General features: G+C 63.3%; 13 protein-coding genes. 5 read left to right on the forward strand and 8 right to left on the reverse strand.

Annotated elements, in window-relative coordinates:
* Window positions 1-26 precede the first annotated feature (26 nt).
* Entirely contained in the window at window positions 27-2,441 is a 2,415-nt protein-coding gene (locus S101446_RS01825) for a TonB-dependent receptor (protein ID WP_087607426.1), read from the reverse strand.
* A 193-nt stretch (window positions 2,442-2,634) separates the two neighbouring features.
* Complete coding sequence (locus S101446_RS01830) at window positions 2,635-4,377, reverse strand: carbohydrate porin (protein WP_087607427.1); 1,743 nt, start codon at window positions 4,375-4,377, stop codon at window positions 2,635-2,637.
* Between the two features lie 323 nt (window positions 4,378-4,700).
* Here S101446_RS01830 and S101446_RS01835 point away from each other — a divergent pair, with 323 nt between their 5' ends.
* Together S101446_RS01835 and S101446_RS01840 are read left to right on the forward strand one after the other, a co-directional pair.
* Entirely contained in the window at window positions 4,701-5,882 is a 1,182-nt protein-coding gene (locus S101446_RS01835; RefSeq protein ID WP_087607428.1) for an ATP-binding protein, read from the forward strand.
* A gap of 260 nt (window positions 5,883-6,142) precedes the next feature.
* Window positions 6,143-7,168: an isopenicillin N synthase family dioxygenase gene (locus S101446_RS01840; protein ID WP_087607429.1), complete on the forward strand. Its 1,026-nt coding sequence runs from the start codon at window positions 6,143-6,145 to the stop codon at window positions 7,166-7,168.
* A 51-nt stretch (window positions 7,169-7,219) separates the two neighbouring features.
* On the opposite strand, the gene S101446_RS01845 is transcribed toward S101446_RS01840, so the two are convergent.
* Window positions 7,220-8,137 (reverse strand): LysR family transcriptional regulator, encoded by a 918-nt coding sequence (locus tag S101446_RS01845; RefSeq protein ID WP_244184385.1) that lies wholly within the window; start codon window positions 8,135-8,137, stop codon window positions 7,220-7,222.
* Window positions 8,138-8,242: 105 nt separating this feature from the next.
* Between S101446_RS01845 and S101446_RS01850 the strand changes: the two genes are divergently transcribed.
* Together S101446_RS01850 and S101446_RS01855 are read left to right on the forward strand one after the other, a co-directional pair.
* A complete protein-coding gene (locus tag S101446_RS01850; RefSeq protein ID WP_087607431.1) occupies window positions 8,243-9,964 on the forward strand; it encodes an NAD-dependent malic enzyme in 1,722 nt (573 codons plus the stop codon).
* An 85-nt stretch (window positions 9,965-10,049) separates the two neighbouring features.
* Window positions 10,050-12,119 carry an FUSC family protein gene (locus S101446_RS01855; protein ID WP_087607432.1) on the forward strand — a complete coding sequence of 690 codons (2,070 nt, stop codon included), beginning with the start codon at window positions 10,050-10,052 and terminating at the stop codon, window positions 12,117-12,119.
* A gap of 32 nt (window positions 12,120-12,151) precedes the next feature.
* On the opposite strand, the gene S101446_RS01860 is transcribed toward S101446_RS01855, so the two are convergent.
* From S101446_RS01860 to S101446_RS01870, 3 genes are read right to left on the reverse strand one after another with little or no spacing between them, the layout of a single operon-like run.
* Window positions 12,152-13,711, reverse strand: a complete 1,560-nt coding sequence (locus S101446_RS01860) for an efflux transporter outer membrane subunit (RefSeq protein ID WP_408884629.1) — start codon at window positions 13,709-13,711, stop codon at window positions 12,152-12,154.
* Window positions 13,698-14,774, reverse strand: a complete 1,077-nt coding sequence (locus S101446_RS01865; protein ID WP_010507470.1) for an HlyD family secretion protein — start codon at window positions 14,772-14,774, stop codon at window positions 13,698-13,700. The genes S101446_RS01860 and S101446_RS01865 overlap by 14 nt, the downstream gene beginning before the upstream one ends.
* 18 nt (window positions 14,775-14,792) lie before the next feature.
* Entirely contained in the window at window positions 14,793-16,388 is a 1,596-nt protein-coding gene (locus S101446_RS01870; protein WP_087607434.1) for an MFS transporter, read from the reverse strand.
* A 170-nt stretch (window positions 16,389-16,558) separates the two neighbouring features.
* Between S101446_RS01870 and S101446_RS01875 the strand changes: the two genes are divergently transcribed.
* Window positions 16,559-17,533 carry a LysR substrate-binding domain-containing protein gene (locus S101446_RS01875; RefSeq protein ID WP_010507473.1) on the forward strand — a complete coding sequence of 325 codons (975 nt, stop codon included), beginning with the start codon at window positions 16,559-16,561 and terminating at the stop codon, window positions 17,531-17,533.
* Between the two features lie 64 nt (window positions 17,534-17,597).
* On the opposite strand, the gene S101446_RS01880 is transcribed toward S101446_RS01875, so the two are convergent.
* Window positions 17,598-18,854, reverse strand: coding sequence for a D-amino acid dehydrogenase (locus S101446_RS01880; protein WP_087607435.1), 1,257 nt, complete (start codon window positions 18,852-18,854; stop codon window positions 17,598-17,600).
* 34 nt (window positions 18,855-18,888) lie between these two features.
* Window positions 18,889-20,034: an alanine racemase gene (gene alr / locus S101446_RS01885; protein ID WP_087607436.1), complete on the reverse strand. Its 1,146-nt coding sequence runs from the start codon at window positions 20,032-20,034 to the stop codon at window positions 18,889-18,891.
* Window positions 20,035-20,070 lie beyond the last annotated feature (36 nt).

Consider the following 20,070-nt stretch of genomic DNA (forward strand, 5'->3'; position numbering starts at 1 on the left):
GAACCTTGGGCGTATGGCGTTGGGGATCAGTACTGGGCCGAGATGTTGAACAGGAACGACCGCCCGATAGACGGCGTCACCCGGTTTGAAAACAGGCTGCCGTAATTCAGACGGTTATCAAGGTTATAGGCGTTCATCGCCACTTTCCAGTGGTCGGCGAAATGGTGGGACACCATGGCGTCGAATTCCACCGTGGCGGGCACGCGCGCCGTATTGGCCTGATCCAGCCATACACCCTGCCGCCACGTGATGCCGCCGCCAATGGTCATGTTCCATGGCTTGCGCGGGGCGATCTCGTAGCTGGTCCACGCCGTGGCCTGGTTATGGGGCACGTACTGGATCTGCCCGCCCTGCTTGGATGTGGCGGACCCGGCCTTGGTGATGGTGGGGTCATACAGGGCATAGGTGCCATAGAACATCCAGTTGGGCAGCAGGGTGCCCGATGCGCTGAGTTCAAGTCCCTGGTTGCGTTCCTGGTCACTGGTGGCGGTAATGTCCCCGGTGGAAGGGTCGGTCTGCACCGAATTGTTCTTTTCCAGCCGGAACAGGGCCGCGGTAAAGCCGACGCGGTCGTGGAAGGCGCTGTATTTCGCACCCACTTCATACAGCCTGCTGCGTTCGGGCGCGGCGCTTGCGTTCTTGGCGTTCATGGGTTCGGAACTGTTGGTGACGTACATGCTCAGCGGCGTGGTGGATTCCGACCAGTTGAAATACACCATCAGGTTGCTGCGCGGGGTGTACATGATGCTGACGGACGGGTTGATGGTGGTTTCGTTCTGCCCGTAATGCACATCCGGTGTCGCGGTGCTGCCGCCGGTGGCGCTGTAATGGCTGTTCCAGTTGTCCCAGCGGAAGCCGGCCTTCACCGACAGGTAATCCGTCAACCAGATCTGGTCGGACAGGAAGAAGCCCACATCCAGCGCGTCGCTGTCCTTGTAGCACTTGCGCCCGACGCCATTGCCGATATTGACCAGCCGGTTCGGATACTGGTTACAGTCCCCCAGCGTCAGGCCGGGCACGTAGGGTGAGGGGTCAAGCAGGCTGGTGCCAGGGCGGTTGGAGCCATAGGCGTAGTTCTGCCTGTGGTCGGTCACGTATTCGATGTCGAACCCGCCGATGATCTCGTGCCGGATCCGCCCGGTCTTCAGGTGGGCGACGCCGGAAAACACGTCCTGTATGGACCAGTCGCTCTGCCGGTAGGGTTCGGGGCCACCGACCCCGCCATTACGCGCCACCTGGGCTGCGCCGGGGTTGGAGGAAAAAAAGTCGGACTGGCAGGTGGAGGAAGGCGACACACCATTGAACGTGTTGTTGGTCAGCACGGCGCCACTGCTGAAGTTCGAGCACGCTTCCTGTGATGCGGAGAAATAGCGGTGGAAGATGCCGCCGCGCATGTCGTTATACAAGGTCAGGATCGGGTTCACCCTGGCCGTCAGACGGCCGGTGATCATGTCCGTGCTGGAATTGTCCTGGTCATAGGTGGTGCCATACCAGTTGCTGCGCTTGACGCCGTATTCGGTAACAGGACGGCCAATGGCGTTGGCTGATGAATATACGACCGGCACGCCGTAATCGGGAATGCGGTTATCGTTCTGGTGGAAATATTCCAGCACGAACGACACTTTCTTGCCCAGACCAAAGGCGATGGACGGCGCGATCCCCCAGCGGTGGGAATAGATGTCGTCACGCCCGACGACATTGTTTTCGTTGCCCATGCCCGTCAGGCGGAAGGCGGTCGTGCTGTTCAACTGGTAGTTCACGTCCAGCGTGCCGCGGTAATAGGACCCGCTGCCACCCGAAAAACTGGCCTGGTAGCTGTTGCCCAGATGCGGGGTCTTGGTCACGATATTGATTGCGCCGCCCGTGGTGCCGTTACCGAATACTTCCGATGACGGGCCCTTGATGACCGAAACATGGTCATAATAGAAGCTGTCGCGCGTATAGACGCCAAAGTCACGCAGGCCGTTTTCATAAATATCGTTCTGGGCCGCGAAACCACGGATCAGGAACTGATCGCCCGCCATGCCGCCTTCGCCTTCACCCACCGATGCGGTGATGCCGGGCACGTTCTTCAGCGCTTCATCCAGGGATTTGACATTTTGCTGCTGCATCAGCACCTGCGGCACCACGTTCACGTTCTGTGGCGTGTGCATGGCGTCCTGCGGCATGCGGCTCAACCCGATGGATTCATGCAGCACATTCATCGGCGATGCGGTGACATGGGTCAGGTCATGGGATGTATCGGATGAATGGTTGTACAGGTCCGTCGTATCGGTATCCGACGCCGTGGTTGTCCGGGCCTGTTTACTGCTGCCGGTCGCGGATGTGGATGTCGTGTCCTGTGTCGCGGCCTGTGCGCCCGTGGCCGCGCAGGCCAGCGCCATGGAAGCGGTGAGCAGGGAGAAAGGCCTGAGTTTCTGGCGGATGGTCTGGTTTGTCATATTGCAACAGCCTCTTAATTGCATGAAGGCTGCATAGCTATTTTGATAATTATTCGCAATAACGCCAGAAACGCTTCGTTTCCGTGTGTCTCTTAAATGCAACAAATTCGCATTATCAATTGCAACCCGGGCACGAAAATGCCCCGCACCACAGGGGACACGGGGCTTTTTTCACCAATGCGCGACAGGCATGTTACAGGTTGGCGATGACCTTCAGCCCGACCAGCGCGGCATTGGGAATATGTTTGGTCTCGCCCGGGCGGATCATGTACTCGAATTCCGGCTGGACCAGTATGCCCGGCATCGCGTCAATGGCGTAATAGGCTTCGATGATATGGGAATCCGTCTGTGGCGCGCGCACGGCGGTGCCCAGCGAATAACCGGCTTCATACCGCAGGATCTGCCCTTCCTCCTTGCGGTGGCTGACATGGTACCATGAGTACATAATGCCCAGCCGGTCGGTAACCCGCGATGGAATGACACCGGCAAAGGACAGGCCGCCATAGGCTTCATCCGAAATCGAGGTGACATGCGGGGTGTTGTGGATGTAACCCGCCATCAGGTAGCCACCCGCCATCTGGTTACGCCCACCCCGGCGATAGACCATCTGGTCGCCTTCGAACCAGAACATGTCCATGGGCGCCGAGCGCTGATGTCCCGCCGCCGTGCGCAGGGCAGGGGGCAGGCCAATGCCGATCTGGTCGGGATAGCGCGTGGTGTCATGCGCATAGCCCAGCACGTAATGCCCCGGCAGGCGGTTGCGGGTCAGGAAGGGCTGCCACGTGAATTCGACCGGCAGCATGAGGCCGGTCGCCTTCTCACTGCCCCAGGCCCAGCCGCTGGGGTTGTCGGTCAGGGCGCTGACCGAATACGCGCCAAGTTGGATGGCGGTGTCACGCGTGGGGCGCAGGCGGATGCGCGAACCCCATGTCGCCTTCGGGTACACGCTGAAACCGGGGTCCAGCTTCAGCGCCACGGGCGCGGAACACGTGACCATGAACGAACACAGCAGGGGGGATGTTGCAAACACATGGGTCAGCGCCATTCGGCCGAAGGTGATGTCCAGATGGTTGTCCAGCATCTTCTTTTCGGCATAGAAATCCACCAGGTGGGCCACCACGTTGCCCGACAGGCCATAGACTTCCTGCAGGTTGACGTAATATTCCCCCACGCGGTCATGGCTTACGGCATGGCCCGCGCGCTCCATCACCAGCGTGTGGACCGACCAGCCGGTTATCCCCGCCATTTTTTCAAGGTCGAAGTTCACCTGCGCGGTCAGTTCATGCACGTAGCTCATGCCACGTTCCACGCCGCCATTGATCACGCCCATCGCTTCGCCCTTGTAGGTAAAGGCGAAGCTTACGCCATGATCCAGCAGCTTCTTTCGCAACGGGTTGAGTTGCGGGACCAGATGGCCGCTGCCGGCGGTGGGGACATAGTACGGGTCCTCCAGGTCGGTGTCATGCTGCGCGTCGATCCATTCGGGCAGCAGCCCGGACGGCCCCTCGTGATGGGTCAGGATGGCGTCCAGTTCGATCTTGTGGAACGCCCGGTTGTCACCGGGGCTGCTGACGGGTGCGACGCTCATGGTTGCCAACCCGGCAGACGGGTAGGTCGGCACGCCACTGGGCGGAATGGGCGTGTTGGGGGGCCTGCGGATGGCCGCGGGCGTCGGGCCCAGGCGTTCCACATCCAGGTTGAGGCTGATCTGGCGTTCCGATGTCATGCCCTCTGGCGCCACCGCTGTTGCGGGCATGGCGGAAACCGCGCCGGACGTGACAAGGGAGGGAACCGTGGGGGCGGCAGGCAATGCCGCCTGGGCAAGGGCGCGGTGGGCTGGCAGCGCCATGGTGCTTACGGCCAGCAGCCACCGGCATGCATGGGGGAATGGATGGCGGCCATGCCGGTCATGGGCACGGCGTGTCTGTCTCGTCATCTGTCGATTTTCTCGTGGCCGGGCCGGGTGGCGGGGCGTGAAAACGCGGCAAGGATGCCTGGGGTACGTGCTGCCGTATCAGAGTACGGGCACGTACAGGACGCATTCGGAAAAGCGGACAGATGCGCTGCGGTGCGGGATCGGGTGGATCATGATTTTATTCAACCATTGTTTTTATTTTTATGATGATCGATCCATATTTTAAAATTATCGAAATGTCAATATGTGTGGAATTATATTAGTTTTGCACCGCACAAATTGTAATTTTATTACAAAAATCATTCTGCTTTCCGCTGTCCCGGCATCATGGTATCGCCCGTGTCATGCCCTGCGCAGGCCGGGAATGGGAGAATGGGGTGACAGCGCTTGTTCTGATGGTGGTGGGGCTGGTGATTGGTGCGGTCGCGGGGGGGTATGGCATGCACCTGGCCGCGTCCTCTGCCGGTGGGGTGCGCCGGTTCCCCGCCCGCGCGCTGGCGGACCCTGTCGCCATCGGGGATGCGGACACGATTACGGTTGATGAACTGCCTGTCGCTTTGGTCGTGCTGTCGCGCGGGGGGCGGCTTCTGCATGCCGCGACCCGTGCGCAGTCTGAATTTGCCGAAGGGCTGGGCACCCTGATCCGTCATCCCGCCCTGCAGCGCGCCGTGGCCGATCTGCAACCCGGCGGCGTGAGCGAGGTACGGATCGAGGCCGATGTGCCCGTCCGCCGCGTGGTGCAGGCTTTCGTGAAGTCAGGGTCATGGCATGGCCATTCCGCCTGCGTGGTGGTGCTGCTGGACGCCACGGCGCGTGATGCGCTGGATCGCGCGCGCAGTGACTTTGTCGCCCATGCGAGCCACGAACTGCGCACCCCGCTTGCCGCCCTGATCGGCTTTATCGAAACATTGCAGGGGCCTGCCGCGAACGACGCCGTGGCAAGGCAGAAATTCCTTGCCATCATGGCCCGGCAGGCAGGCCGCATGCAGCGCCTGATTGATCGGCTGCTGTACCTGTCGCGCGTGCAGATGCTTGAACACCAGCGCCCGCAGGGACAGGTCGTGCTGCCTGACCTGTTTGCGCGTCTGAATGATGAACTGCAGGGCAAACCGGCGGAAGACCGCGCTGCCGTCATCATCCATGCCCCGCCCGCCGGCACGGTGCGGGGGGATGCGGACCAGATTTTGCAGGTGCTGGTCAACCTGTGTGAAAACGCGCTGCGTTATGGCCGCCCCGCGCCACCGGCCGTGGCGCGTATCGATGTCGCGGCGCGGTGGCTGGAAACCGGCGGGCTTGTGATCTCGGTGCGTGATAATGGCCCGGGCATCGCGGCGCAGCACCTGCCCCGCCTGACCGAACGGTTCTATCGTGTATCCCAGCCTGCCGGGCGTAATGGGGGCGATCAGGGAACGGGGCTGGGGCTGGCCATTGTCCGGCATATCGTGGACCGTCATGGTGGCCGTCTGGACATAACCAGCACGCCGGGACAGGGTACATGCTGCAGCGTCTGGCTGCCGCAGGGATAAGGCCAACCCGCGTGGTTTCCGGTCTTGACGGGAAATGCCCCGGCATGGTGTTGTCATGGGGCGAGTAGAAGCGGTCGGGATTTTATCCTGGGCATTGCTCCACACCAATCAGTTCCTGATTTGTGGGCCGCTGGCGTACAGGGCGTAATATATGATGGTGCGTTTTCATCACCCCCGGTTGCACCGGGACGGGAAGATCGCGCCATGCCCGTATACCCCGCGTGCCCGGCAGGAAGAACCTTCTGGCCGGAGAACACCGCATGTCCCCTTCACCCGTACCCCCATATGGCAACGCGCGGCCCGAACTTGATCGTGAGGCCATGATCGGCGGGCAAGGCACCTGCATTACCCGCGACATACCCATGATCGACCTGTCGGATTACGACAGGCGCAAACCCGTCATTACCGATGCATTGTGGGACGCCGCAACACGGGTCGGTTTCTTTCAGGTCATCAATCACGGTATTGACACGGCGGACGTGGACGCTGCCTTTGCCGCAGCCGGCCGGTTCTTTGAACTGCCCATGGACCAGAAGACGCATTACGCCCGCCGCCCTGGCTCCAATGTCGGGTGGGAATACCGCGCGCAGGTCCGTCCATCCACCGGCACCCCGGATAACAAGGAATCCTACCAGATCACCCTGCCGCAGATGGGGGCGGATACATGGCCCGCTGAAAGCATATTGCCCGGATTTCAGGCCCGCATGCGGCGTTTCGAACGCCAGAACTGGGTATTGGGGATGAAAATCCTGTCGTGCTTCGCAATCAGGCTGGGGTTCGATGCGGATTTCTTTACCCGTAACCACGATCCCGCATCCGCGCAGTACCAGAGTACCCTGCGCCTGATCCATTACATGAGCATGGAAAATGCCCGTGACGCGGATTTCGAATTCTGGCGTGCTGGCGCCCATTCCGATTTCGACTGCCTGACCCTGCTGCACCAGCGGCCGGGGCAGGGCGGCCTGCAGGTCTGTCCCGGCAGGGACGCGGATGCACGGGGCACGGATACGCTGGCATGGACCGACGTGCCGCCGGTGGCGGGCGCGGTCACCTGCAATATCGGTGACATGCTGATGCGCTGGAGCGATGACCGCCTGAAATCCACCCTGCACCGGGTGCGCATGCCCCGGCGCGATGAGTATCTTGGCCCGCGCCTGTCACTGCCGTTTTTCTGTCAGGCCAACCGTGACGCGGTCATTCAGGGGCCACGGAAGAAATACGCGCCCATTACCGCCCGGGACTATCTCGATGAACGCATTCGGGCAAATTACGGTGGACGGTCGTGAATATCCTGCTTTTTTCAAAAAGGCGGCGTTGGACCCCATCATGGCGGCCCCTTACGTACCGAAATAGTTCTGGCGCAGTTCACGTCGGACAAAATCAAGGAAAAACCGCGTGCGCGAGGGGAGATGCGCACGGGATGGATAGACGGCATACAGTGTCACGTCCTCCCACGCATAGGTGCTGAGGCATTCGATCAGCCGACCGCATTTCAGGTCATCGGCAATATCCCACAGCACTTTCAGCGCAATGCCCCGCCCGTTTACGGCCCAGTCATGCACGACCTCGCTACTGGACGTGGCAAGGCGGGGGGTGACGTGGATTTCCTTGCGCACCTTGCCGTCCAGATAGGCCCATTCATTGAATATGCGCTGGCGGCGGATCAGGCAGATGCAGTCATGTTTCAGCAGGTCATGCGGTGTGGCGGGCAACCCCCGGCGCGCGACGTAATCGGGGGAGGCACATACCACGCGGCGGCTGTTTATAAGGCTGGTGGTCATGACTTCCTGATCCGATGGCATGCCGGGGCGGATGGCGATGTCCAGACCATCATCGATCACATCCAGCCCCGCATCCGACAGGGTCAGGTGTACGGTGACATCGGGATACTGCCCGACAAAGGCGGCCACGACACCGGCCAGCAGCTTGCGCCCGATTTCCGATGGCACGCCCACGCGCAGCAGACCGTGCGGAATACCGGCGCGCGCCGTCAGTTCGGCCTCGGCTTCCTCCACTTCCTGCATGATCCTGACCGCGTGCTCATGCAGGCGCTGGCCTTCCGCCGTGAGGGCGAAATGACGCGACGTGCGGGTGACCAGGCGCGTGCCCAGGCGGGTTTCCATGGCGCTGAGGCGGCGGCTCATGGCGGCAGGCGACATGCCCATGGCGCGTGCGCACCCGGCAATGCTGCCCGATGCGGTCAGGATGCAGAAAAACTTCAGGTCACTGATTTCATCCGGCATAAGGCGTCCCATGATTGCGTCTGACGTACGGTTGGCGTGCAATCGTATGCCCTACACGAAGATGTGCAGATCCGTATCCTGCGCACTCTTCAACTGTTATCGCAATATCGGGTTCTTATGTCGGATACAGTCCAGTCCACCTGTCACACTTCCCTCAAAACAGCGCTGTCAGGCAGGGAACTTCTGGATTGTCCAGTTCTGAACAAGGGAAATGCATTCGACAGCCGTGAACGTGACCTGTTCGGATTGCATGGCCTGCTGCCCGCACGCATCGCGACGCTGCAAGAACAGGCCAACCTTGCCCGTGCGCTGCTGGCGGCGCTGCCGGACAACTTTTCGCGACATATTGCGCTGCGTGAAATCCAGGACAGGAATGAAACGCTTTTCTACGCCATTATCGATCAGGCGCTGGAAGCGTGGCTGCCCATCATCTACACACCCGCCATTGGCCGGGCCTGCCGGGAATTCAGCCATATCTGGACCCGGCCGCGCGGCCTGTTCCTGAACTACACCGATCGGGGCCGCATTGCCGAAATCCTGTCCGACCCGCAATGGGACGGGGTGCGCGTGATCGTGGCCAGTGATGGCGGCAGCATCCTTGGCATTGGCGACCAGGGGGCCAATGGCATGGGCATCCCCATTGGCAAGCTGTCGCTCTATACCGCCTGTGGCGGGCTGGACCCGGCCCGCGCGCTGCCCATCCTGCTGGATGTCGGCACGGATAACGCCACATTGCTGGAAGACCCGGAATATATCGGCTGGCGGCACAAACGCGTGCGCGGGGCGGATTATGACGCCTTCATTGCCGAATTCGTGGCCGCCGTGAACGCGCGCTGGCCCAATATCGCCCTGCATTGGGAAGACCTGTCGGGTGCGGACGCGCTGCGGATCCTGCGCCGTTATCGTGACGGTATGTGTACCTATAATGACGATATCCAGGGCACGGCAGGGGTCACGGCGGGCGCGCTTCTGGCCGCGATCCGCGCCGGCGCGGCCCCGCTGGCGCAGCAGCGGATCGTCATTTTTGGCGCAGGTGGCGCGGGTTGCGGCATTGCCGACCTGCTGGCGCAGATGATGGTGACTGACGGCATGACGCCTGATGAGGCCAATCGCCGTTTCTTCATGGTCGATATCAACGGCCTTGTGCGTGCGGGCATGGACGGCGTGACCGAAGGCCAGAGTCCCTTCGTGCAGCCTGCCGATATCGCGGCAACATGGAATGTGGCGGATCCCGCCCATGTCACGCTGGCCGAGGTAATGGAAAATGTCCGTCCCACCATGCTGATCGGCACATCGGGGCAGGGCGGGGCCTTTACCCGTGACATCGTGGCCCCCATGGCGCGTCAGTCCGTGCGCCCGGTCATTTTCGCCCTGTCCAACCCCACCGCCAATATCGAGGCGACACCGGCCGACCTGCTGGAATGGACGGGGGGGCGCGCGATCATCGGCACCGGTGGCCCGTTCGCCCCGGTGGCGTATGACGGACGCCAGCGCCCGGTGGACCAGATCAACAATTCCTATGTCTTTCCCGGCGTGGGGCTTGCGGTGGTGGCGGGTGGCATCACGCGCATGACGGATGGCATGTTCCTTGCCGCGGCCCACGCGCTGGCGGGGCTTTCGCCCGCCGCCGGGGCGGATGATCAGGCGACAGTCCCGCTGCTGCCGCCCGTATCCGAACTGCGCACCGTGGCAATGGCCGTGGCACGGGCCGTGATCCGGCAGGGACAGGCGGAAGGCGTGGCCCCCCAGGCATCGCCCGAAACAGTCGAGACCGCGCTGAAGGACGCCGTATGGACCGCGCGGTACCGCCCGTATGAAAAGGCGGTTCCTGCCCGCTAGGTCGCCCTGAGACGATTTCCATGGGCAAACGGCTTCCGTAAGGGGAAGTAAAACGTGTCCGCCATGCCATGACGGGCAGGATCAGATGAATATTTCCCGCTTCATGCCCGGGCCGGGCATGCGCTGGCCTGTGGGTGGGGACATGCTGCGCTGGCTGTTCTGTCCCACGCCACAGGCGGTGGCGTTCGCGCTGCGCAATACCATTGCATCCATCGTGGCGCTGGCCATTGCGCTGTGGATGGAACTGGACAGCCCGCAATGGGCGGTCGCGACCGTATGGTCGGTGGCACAGGTGCGCCGGGGCGAAAGCATGTCCAAGGCGCGGTGGCGTATCGTGGGCACGCTGGTCGGCGCTGTCGCGGCGGTGGTGTTCATTGCCGCCTTTCCACAGCAGTCATGGCTGTTCTTTCCCGCCGTGGCGACATGGATCGGGCTGTGCAGTTTCCTTGCCACGTTCTGCCTGAACTTCCGTTCCTATGCCTTCGTGCTGTCGGGCTATACCTGTTCGATCATTGCGGTTGCGGCGGCATCCGCGCCGGACAACGTGTTTTTCATCGGCATTTCACGCGCCACCTACATCATCCTGGGCGTGGTGTGCGAGGCGGGGATGGCCATGCTGTTCACCGTCAGCCTGTCCACGCGCGCGCAGGCCACCATGGTGGCGCAGGTGGAAAACGTGCTGCACCGTCTGGGAACGCTGCTGCGTGAAATCGTGCTGCATGACCGTGACACGCTGGTCCATGCCGGTGAGTTTTCGGACATGGTGGTATCAGTCCATCAGGGGCTGGAATTCCCGGCCATCGAAATGGGGCGGCAGGTGCATGCGGGCGATCATGCGCGTGCCGTACTGGCGGAGGTTTCGATTCTCGTGACCCGCCTTGTCGGCCTGTCCGGTGGGGCGGAACGCGCCATGCTGGCTGATGACGGGGTCATGGCGGACACACGGGGGCAACTGCTGCATCTGTGTGACCGGCTGGCGGCCTGTCGGCTGAAATCCGGTGCGCTGGATGGCGTGCGGGCGCAGGTCATGCACCTGCGCACCCTGTTTGAACGGCGTGCGGTGCGCGGCGATCAGGAAACGACCCGCATTACCCATGGCGTACTCGCGGCCACGATGGATGATCTGGAAACGGCGCTGGAACACTGCCATGCCATTTTCAGCCCGCCACCGCATGACCGTTTCCGTTTCCACCTGGGGGGACATCGCGATATCCGGCTGGCGTTCTATAACGGGTTGCGCGGGGCCGCGGCCATCATGCTGGCGGCTTTTGTTTATGAATGCACGGCGTGGCCCGGTGGCATGGGCTTCATTGCCATTACCACGCTGGTCTGCGGCCTGTTCGCCACGCGTGAAAATCCGGTTGTGGGTACGACGCGGTTCCTGTCGGGGGCGGTATGGTCGGCTGTCGCCGCGGGCAGCCTTGACCTGTGGATCCTGCCTTACCTGACGGATTATGAGGAATTCGCCTTCGTGCTGGGCATATTCCTGTTTGTGGGCGGCCTTGCCAAATGCAACCGGGGCACGGCGGGGGCCGCGGCGGCGTACGGGCTGCTCATGCCGAATCTGCTCATGCCCGGCAACCAGAGCCGGGTGGATGAAATCACGTTCCTGAATGGTGCGTTCCACACGGTTCTGGCCGTGGGGCTGAGCGTGCTGGTGTTCCGGCTGGTCCTGCCATTTCGCGCGCGGGATGAACGGCTGCGCTTTGGCATGCATATACGTGGTGAACTGCGGCGACTGTGCCTTGTGCCCCTGCCGCCGTCACCCCAGTGGTGGATTGGTACCAGTGTGGACCGGATCGGGCGGATGGTACGCCACGCGGCACAGGAAGGGGACCGCACCGCTACCGCCGGTATTCGGCTCATGCTCATGTTTTCTTCTGTCGGGCTGAATATCCTGCTGCTGCGTCAGATCAAGCGGCAGCGGCGCGATACGGTATCGGATGTCATTACCGAACTGTTGCGGGTGCTGGTGCGCTACCGGCCGGTCAGCCCGCGTGGCGTCGCCATGGTCCGGGCCACGCGCAGGCGGCTGGCCCATATGGAAAAGGCTGATCCCGGCAATGCCAGGCTGCTGGAGGTACTGGCCTGCCTTGACGGGATCAGCCGTACGGCTACGGCCTGTATTGCCGCCATGACGGCAGGAGTGGAATAATTCCTGTTATATCCCCGAATAATAAGAGTTTTTCAGCCTTTCTTCCGGCGTGGCTGCGGCAGGGGATAACGGCTTTCCCATCCACCGCCCAGCGCGCGGTACAGATGGGTGACGGAAGTCGAGACCGCGACATCCGCCTCGATCAGGCGGGACTGTGTATCAAGCAGCCGGTCCTGCATTTCCAGCACGTTCAGGAACGCGGCCGCACCTTCGGTATACTGGCGCTGTGCCGTACGCACGGCAATCTGGTTCTGCTCCACCGCGGCGGCCAGCCGGTCGCGCTGGTTCTGTGCCGATGACAGGTCGGCCATCGCATCATCGATTTCCTGCCATGCCTTGAGCATCGTGCGCTGCAGCATGATGGCGGCTTCCTTCTGCTGCGCCTTGCGCAGGCGCAGCTGCCCCGTCAGCCGTCCACCCTCGAATATGGGAAAGGTCGCGGTCGGGCCAAAACCATACTGGCGCGATGCCCAGCTGCCCAGCCCGCTGAACTGCAGCGCCTGCACATCAAGGCTGCCTGACAGCGTCACGCGCGGGAAGAAATCGGCAATGGCGACGCCAATGCTGGCGGTGGCGGCATGCAGCCGTTCTTCCGCCATGCGGATGTCAGGCCGCCGTTCCGCCAGTTGCGATGGCAGCCCCACGGGAATTTCACGCGGCACCGGCGGCACGCCGCCCCCCGGTCCAAGGTTTTGGGTCAGCGCGCCAGGTTCGCGGGCAACCAGGAAGCTCAGGGCGTTGAGCAGATGCGCCTCCTGGTCCTGCAGCACCGGCAGGCGGGAGCGGAATTCCTCGTACTGGCCCGATGCATCAGCCACGTCCATGCGCGTCGCGGCCCCTTCGTCCAGGCGGCGCGTGGTCAGGTGCAGCGTGTGGCTGGCCAGGTCGATGTTCTGCCGGACAATGGCCATGCGCGCCTGCACGCCACGCAGGTCAAGGTAGTCCTGCGCCGTTTCCGCCATGAGCGAGACCATAAGCCCCCGGCGCATGTCCTCCGTTGCATGCATGGCGGCGGTGGCGGCTTCGACCTGACGGCGCACATGCCCCCACAGGTCCACTTCCCATGCCGCGTTCATGCCGTACTGCGGCAGGTTGAAGGACGGGTTGCCGATCGATCCGGGCATGGCCGTGGGGCCAAAACCCTGCGTGCCGCTGGCGATCGTGCCGGCGCCCTGCTGTTCCATGGTGCCCAGCAGGCCCAGTATGCCATTGGTGCTGGCGCGTTCACGGGCATAGGATGCATTGGCTTCGGCATGGGGAAACTGTGCGGCGCTGGCGATACGGCGTTCGGCCATGCTCTGGGCAAAGCGCCATGACGCGGCCTTGAGGTCAAGGTTGTCCTGCGCCACCTGCGTTTCCAGCGCGGTCAGGGTGGCGTCATTGAAAATGGTCCACCACTGCGCATCCACTGTCGCATCGGTCACATGGCTTTCGGCTGGCGGCAGGCTGTCATGCCATGTCGCGGGCGCAGGCTGGGGCTTGCGATGGTAGTCGGGGCCAACCGTGCAGCCGGCGGCAACCAGCGCGATCATGCCGAAGGCCAGCGCGGCGCGCGGGTGGCGCGCGGCCTGCATGACGTTACTGCCAGACATAGCGGGCCTCCGTCGCGTGGGGGCCATCGGGCGGGGTTACGGTGTCGATACGGGCTTCGACCGACATGCCGACGCGCACCAGTTCCGCCATCTTCTGTCCGGGGTCGAACACCAGCTTGACCGGGATGCGCTGCACCACCTTGGTAAAGTTGCCGGTGGCGTTGTCCGGCTGGATCGGGGCGAAGGCGACGCCGGTGGCGGGCGCAAGGCTGTCCACATGGGCATGCAGCGGGTGGCCGGGGAAGGTATCGACCCATATCGTCGCGCGCTGCCCGGTGCGCACGTGGGTCAGCTGCGTTTCCTGAAAATTGGCCAGCACGTACGCCGCCTGCGTTGGCACCACCGCCAGCAGGGCGGTGCCCGCATGGACATAGGCCCCTACGCGCACGCCACGTTCACCCACCACGCCTTCGACCGGGGCGGGGATGGTGCAGTAGGACAGGTTGAGCGCCGCCGTATGTTCGCGCCCGCGCGCCTGTTCCAGCGCGCCCTGTGCATGCAGCAGGCGCGCGCGTAGGACCGCGACCTGATCGGTCTCGGCTTCGACCGCCGCGTTGTCATGGTCAAGGCGGGCCTGCGCTTCCAGCAGGCGGGCGGCGCTGTCCTGGTTCTGTTCCAGCGTGCCGGACCCGTCCGCCGACAGGTTGTGGTACCGCCGCGCATTCTGCCGGGCAAAGACAAGCTGCGCCTGATCCGCGCTGACACTGGCATGCGCCTGTGCGATCAGGGCCGACTGGCGCACCAGTTCGGCCTCAAGGTTCGCAACGTCACCCTGTGCGGCTTCCCTTTCGCCCCGGGCGGTCTCCAGTGCTGCGCGATAGTCCTCGTCCTCGATATGGGCCAGTTCCTCGCCGGGGTGGACGGCTTCGTTATCCTGCGCGATCACGCGGTCGATGCGACCGGGCACCTTCGGCGCCACGGTGGTGAAATCCGCCGTGACATAGGCGTCGTTGGTATATTCGCTGGCGCCGTTGCCCGATACCAGCCGGTCGGCCGTCCACGCGGCCGCAACCAGGACAATGACCGTGGCGCCAGCCAGGATGATGGGTTTCTTGTGGGGCATTGCTTTGGACCCGATCATTCAGTGTGCGGCGGGTGCGGGGACCGGCGCACGCGGGGGGTAGATACGTCCGGGCAGGATTGCCGTCAGGACAAGGAAAAAGGCGCAGATCCACATGACCAGCAGGTAGATGTCCGCCAGCGCCAGGACGGTGGCCTGTTCATGCACGTAGGTATGGAAGATCTGCAGCGCGTTCCGCGCTATGTGCCCGGCATCGGGCGACGTGGCCGCGATCTGCCCGGCGATGGGGTCGCCCATGCCCGACAGCGCCGTACCATGCGTGCCGTGCAGGTCCAGCAGCATGGTGGAATGGTACTGTTCGCGCCGGCGCAGCATGACTTCGAACAGGGCGGTGGCGATGGCGTTGGCCATGCCCTTGAGCATGTTCACCATGCCCGAGATCATCGGCCCGTCCGCGGGCCCCAGCCCGAGGGCCGCCAGCATGAGGGTGGGGATGACCACCATCGGCTGCCCGAAGACCTGCAGGATCTGGATGACCATGAAATTGTCGCGCACCCAGTCCGGTGTCAGCCATGTGCCCAGCCACGCCGCAACACCAAGGCAGATCAGCCCGATGGCCAGCACGTACCGGCAGTCCACCGCGCGGATATTGCACAGCGCCGCCGTCAGCGGCAGCAGGACCAGTTGCGGCAGCGCCACCACCAGCGCCACGGGTGCGGCCTGAACGGGCCGGTAGCCACGTATGTCGGCAAGATAGGTGAACGGGATTTCCGTCATGAGCCCGCAGATCATGAGCGACGCCACCAGCGTCAGCAGTGATGCGGCGATATTGCGGTTGCCCCAGAACTGGATGCGGAAGAACGGGCTGTGGTGGAACCATTCATGTGCAAGGAAGGCAATGAACAGCGCCCCGCCCCAGAACGTCAGGTGCGTGATGACGGGGGAGCGGAACCAGTCCAGCCGGTCGCCCTGATACAGCACGGTCACCACGCACATGATGGCGGGAACCCCCAGCATGAACCCACGCCAGTTGAAGTTGCGGAACCGTTCCCAGTGCGACGGGTCGCGCGGCAGGCCCCAGCCGATCATCAGCGCCGCCACCGCGCATAGCGGCAGCGTTTCCCAGTACAGCCAGTGCCAGCCGACATGTTCGAACCACATCGCCTCCAGCGGGCCGCCAAGGTTGGGGCCGAAAGTTGCGCTCATGGCATACCCGCCAATGCCGAACACCCGCAGGGGGGCAGGCAGGTACTTGAGCATGACGGTCATGAGAATGGGCGGCAGGCACCCCGCCGACAGCCCCTGCGCCGCGCGCAGGATGCACAGCGTGGTCATGTCGGGCATGTAGGGTGCGGGAATGGCCAGCAGTCCCAGCAGCGCCGTCATGAACAGGGTAAAGCGGTAGATGGAAAACGTGACGTAGAACCACGGCGTGAACGCCATCGCCGCGATGTTGAAACATTCATAGATGGAGATGAACCACGTGCCCTCGTCGTGGCCGATATGCATCGCCCCGCGGATATCGGGCAGGCCGATTTCCGTGATGTGTTCATTGAAACCGGCGACATGCACGGCCAGCAGCACCCCGAGGCACCCCACGACCGTGCGGATGCCAAAGGGCGGGATATAGGAAGGTGCGGCGTGGGCGGCGTTCACATTTATCTGTCCCGATGGGAAAACAGACACATGATCGGCGCGGGGGGCGTGCGCGAATACCCATGATCGCGTAAGGTGACACTTTCATTTTGCGGATTGGTCAAATCCGTTTTTTCAGGATAATCGGGACGGTTTCATTCCGGTTTACAGTGGGGACGTCACGCAGGGTCATGAGGAAACGCTACGATCTCGACCTTCTGCGCAGTCTCCAGGCCCTGATTGAGGAAGAAGGCGTCTCCCACGCCGCACGCCGCCTGCAGGTAAGCGAGGCCGCCATGAGCCGCACCCTCGCCAAGCTGCGCGTGGTCTTTGGCGATCCCATCCTTGTGGCGTCGGGGCGCAGGCTGGTCGCCACCACCTTTGCGCTGGGGATCCGTGAACGGGTGCAGGCGCTGGTGGAAGGGGCGGATTCCCTGCTGGAGGAGCAGGACGCCCCCGACCTTGCCGGTCTGTCCCCCCATTTCACCCTGCGGGCGAATGACCTGATCGTGGGGGCGTTCGGGGCCGCCATCCTTGCGGCATTGCGGGCCGAATGCCCCGGCTGCACCATAACCTTCGCGCCGGAAACGGATGAAGAACCCAGCAACGACCTGCGGGAAGGGCGGATCGACCTTTATCTTGGCGCATCCGACGACATGCGTTCGGAAATACGCCGCCAGAGCATCTTTCCCACGTCCTTCCGCGCGCTGGTGCGCGCGGGCCATCCCATCCTGACCGAGGGGATCACGCCTGCCTCGGTCGCGCGGTATGAACATATAAGCGTGTCGCGCCGGGGGCGGCCGCATGGGCCGATCGATACGGTGCTGAAGGAACGTTTCGGGCTGAAGCGGCGGGTGGTGATGGTCGTGCCCACCTATTACGCCATGGTGGAAACCCTGCGCATGACGGACATGATCCTGCCATTGCCGGGTATCGCCATTGATTACCTGCCCATACGGTCCATGCACCTCGAGGAGTTCGAATTTCCGTTCGAACTGCCCCCGGTGCATTCATTCCAGGCATGGCACCCACGGCGCGACAGCGATCCGGTGCATCGCTGGCTGCGCAATACGGTCTATCAGGTCGTGCGCCAGCGCGGGGATGTCCTGCCTGATGGGTTTTCTCCCGCCACGGTGGCAGCGGGAAAAACAGAGACTGGGACATAACGAAGTTTTTGCTGCCTTTTTAAAAAAGGCAGCACCCGGAAACTTTCCATTTCCAGACAGTCTTTTACTGTCCGTAACGTAAGATGCCCAGATCCTCGTAGGGGATGTCGGGCATGCGGTTCGACATGATGTCCGCCAGCACCCGGCCCGAACCACAGGCCATGGTCCAGCCCAGCGTGCCATGCCCGGTGTTGAGGAACAGGTTGTCATATTTCGTGCGGCCGATGATGGGCGTGCCATCGGGCGTCATCGGGCGCAGGCCGGTCCAGAATCTGGCCGCCGCAATATTACCGCCGCCGGGGAACAGGTCGGTCACCGAATGTTCCAGCGTTTCGCGCCGCGGCGCGCGCAGCTTTGTGCTGAAGCCCGCCAGTTCCGCCGTGCCACCCACGCGGATGCGTTCGCCCAGGCGGGTGATCCCGATCTTGAATGTCTCATCCATGATGGTGGAGACCGGGGCCTGCTTTTCATTCACGATGTCGGCAGTCAGCGAGTAGCCCTTGACCGGATAGATCGGCAGGTCCAGCCCGAGGTGGCGCACCATGGCGGGCGAATAGCTGCCCAGTGACAGGACATAGGAATCCGCCACCATCTGGCCGCGACTGGTCTCGATCCCGGTAATGCGGCCACCATCATTCGTCATGGTGCGGATGCGGGTATCGTAATGGAAGGTGACGCCAGCCTTCGCCGCCATGGCCGCAAGGCGCTGGGTAAACAGGAAGGCATCGCCCGTCTCGTCACCCGGCAGGCGCAGGCCACCCACGATCTTGTCCGCCGATGATGCCAGGCCGGGCTCGGCCCTCACGCAGCCTTCCCGTGTCAGGACTTCGTACGGAACATTGTACTGTTCCAGCACGCGGATATCGCCCGCGATGGCGTCCATCTGCTTTTGCGTGCGGAAAACCTGCAGCGTGCCCTGCTGGCGGTCATCATAGGTGATGCCGGTGCTGGCGCGCAGGTCGCGCATCACGTCGCGGCTGTATTCCGCAATGCGTACCATGCGGCCCTTGTTGCGGTCATAGGCGGCGGTCGTGCAGTTTTCCAGCATCTGCACCAGCCATTTCCACAGGTGCGGGTCAGGCATGGGCCAGAACACGAAGGGGCGGTACTTCATCAGCAGCCACTTGACCGACTTCAGCGGCACGCCCGGCCCGGCCCAGGGGGACGAATACCCCGGCGAGACCTGTCCCGCATTGGCGAAGCTGGTCTCAAGGCCGGCTTCAGGCTGACGGTCCACCACAGTGACCTCATGCCCTGCCTGCGCAAGGTACCATGCCGATGTCACACCGACGACACCGCTACCCAGAACGATGATTTTCATTACACAGATGCCTTCTCTGGCGGGTGGAAACGCATCACGCCGCCTGTGTCAGGTACGCGCGATGGAAACGGGAACCCAGCGCCGTCAGCACTTCATAGCCAATGGTGCCGGCGGACCGGGCGACATCATCCACGCTGCGGCGCGGGCCGATCATGTCCACATGCGTGGCCTGCGCCAGCACGCCTTCGGGCACGCCGGTCACGTCAATGGTGGTGGAATCCATGGAAATGCGGCCAAGGATCGGCAGCCGGTAGTCCCCCAGCCATGCACATCCGCCCCCGTCTGCGCCGCGGCGCAGGAACCCGTCGGCATAACCGATGCCCAGCGTGGCGATCCGGCGCGGCCCGGTGGCGCGCCATGTCAGGCCATAGCCCACGCCGTCGCCCGCGTTGATGGTACGGCGCTGGACAATGCGCGCACCCAGCCGCACGGTGGGGCGCAGGGGATTGGGCGCGTCGTCGTTGGGCGCCAGGCCATAGAGCGCCGCACCGGGCCGCACAAGGTCGAAATGGTAATCAGGCCCAAGGAAGATCCCCGATGAGGCCGAAAGCGCCAGCGGGGCCGCTGGCAGGCGCCCGGCCATGGCGCGCAGGCGGTCGCGCTGCATGGCGTTGGCGGGATTGGCCGGGGTATCGGCGCAGGCAAGGTGGCTCATCACCAGCTGCGTGTCGATTCCATCCAGCAGGTCCGGGCTGGCCGCCAGCGCGGTGACATCCCCATCGGACAGGCCGAAGCGGGACATGCCGGTATCAACCTGCAGGGCGGCGGGCAGGGGATTGCCCATCTGGCCTGCATGCGCGCGCCACCCGGCCACCTGTTCCATGCTGTTCAACACCGGCAGCAGGTCATGGCGCGTGAACTCGGCCTGCGTTCCCGGCATCGGGCCATGCAGGACAAAAATACGTGCGGTGGGGGCAACATGTTGCCGCAGGCGGATGCCTTCTTCCAGATGGGCGACAAAAAAGGTATTCGCCCCGGCCTGTTCCAGCGCGGGGGCAACCCGGTGGGCGCCCAGCCCGTAGGCGTCTGCCTTGACCACGGCCGCGCAGAGGGAGTTGCCCGTGCGGGCGTTGAGCAGACGGTAATTCGCTGCGATCGCATCCAGGTCGATTTCCAGCATCGCACCCGCGCCCGGCGCGGCCCAGCCGGTATCATGCGGGAAGGAAGGCAGGTCAGACATGGGGCGTGTACTCCATCGGGCTGGCGGAACAGGTTG

It is taken from the genome of Komagataeibacter europaeus, from assembly GCF_002173515.1.
Taxonomy (GTDB): domain Bacteria; phylum Pseudomonadota; class Alphaproteobacteria; order Acetobacterales; family Acetobacteraceae; genus Komagataeibacter; species Komagataeibacter europaeus.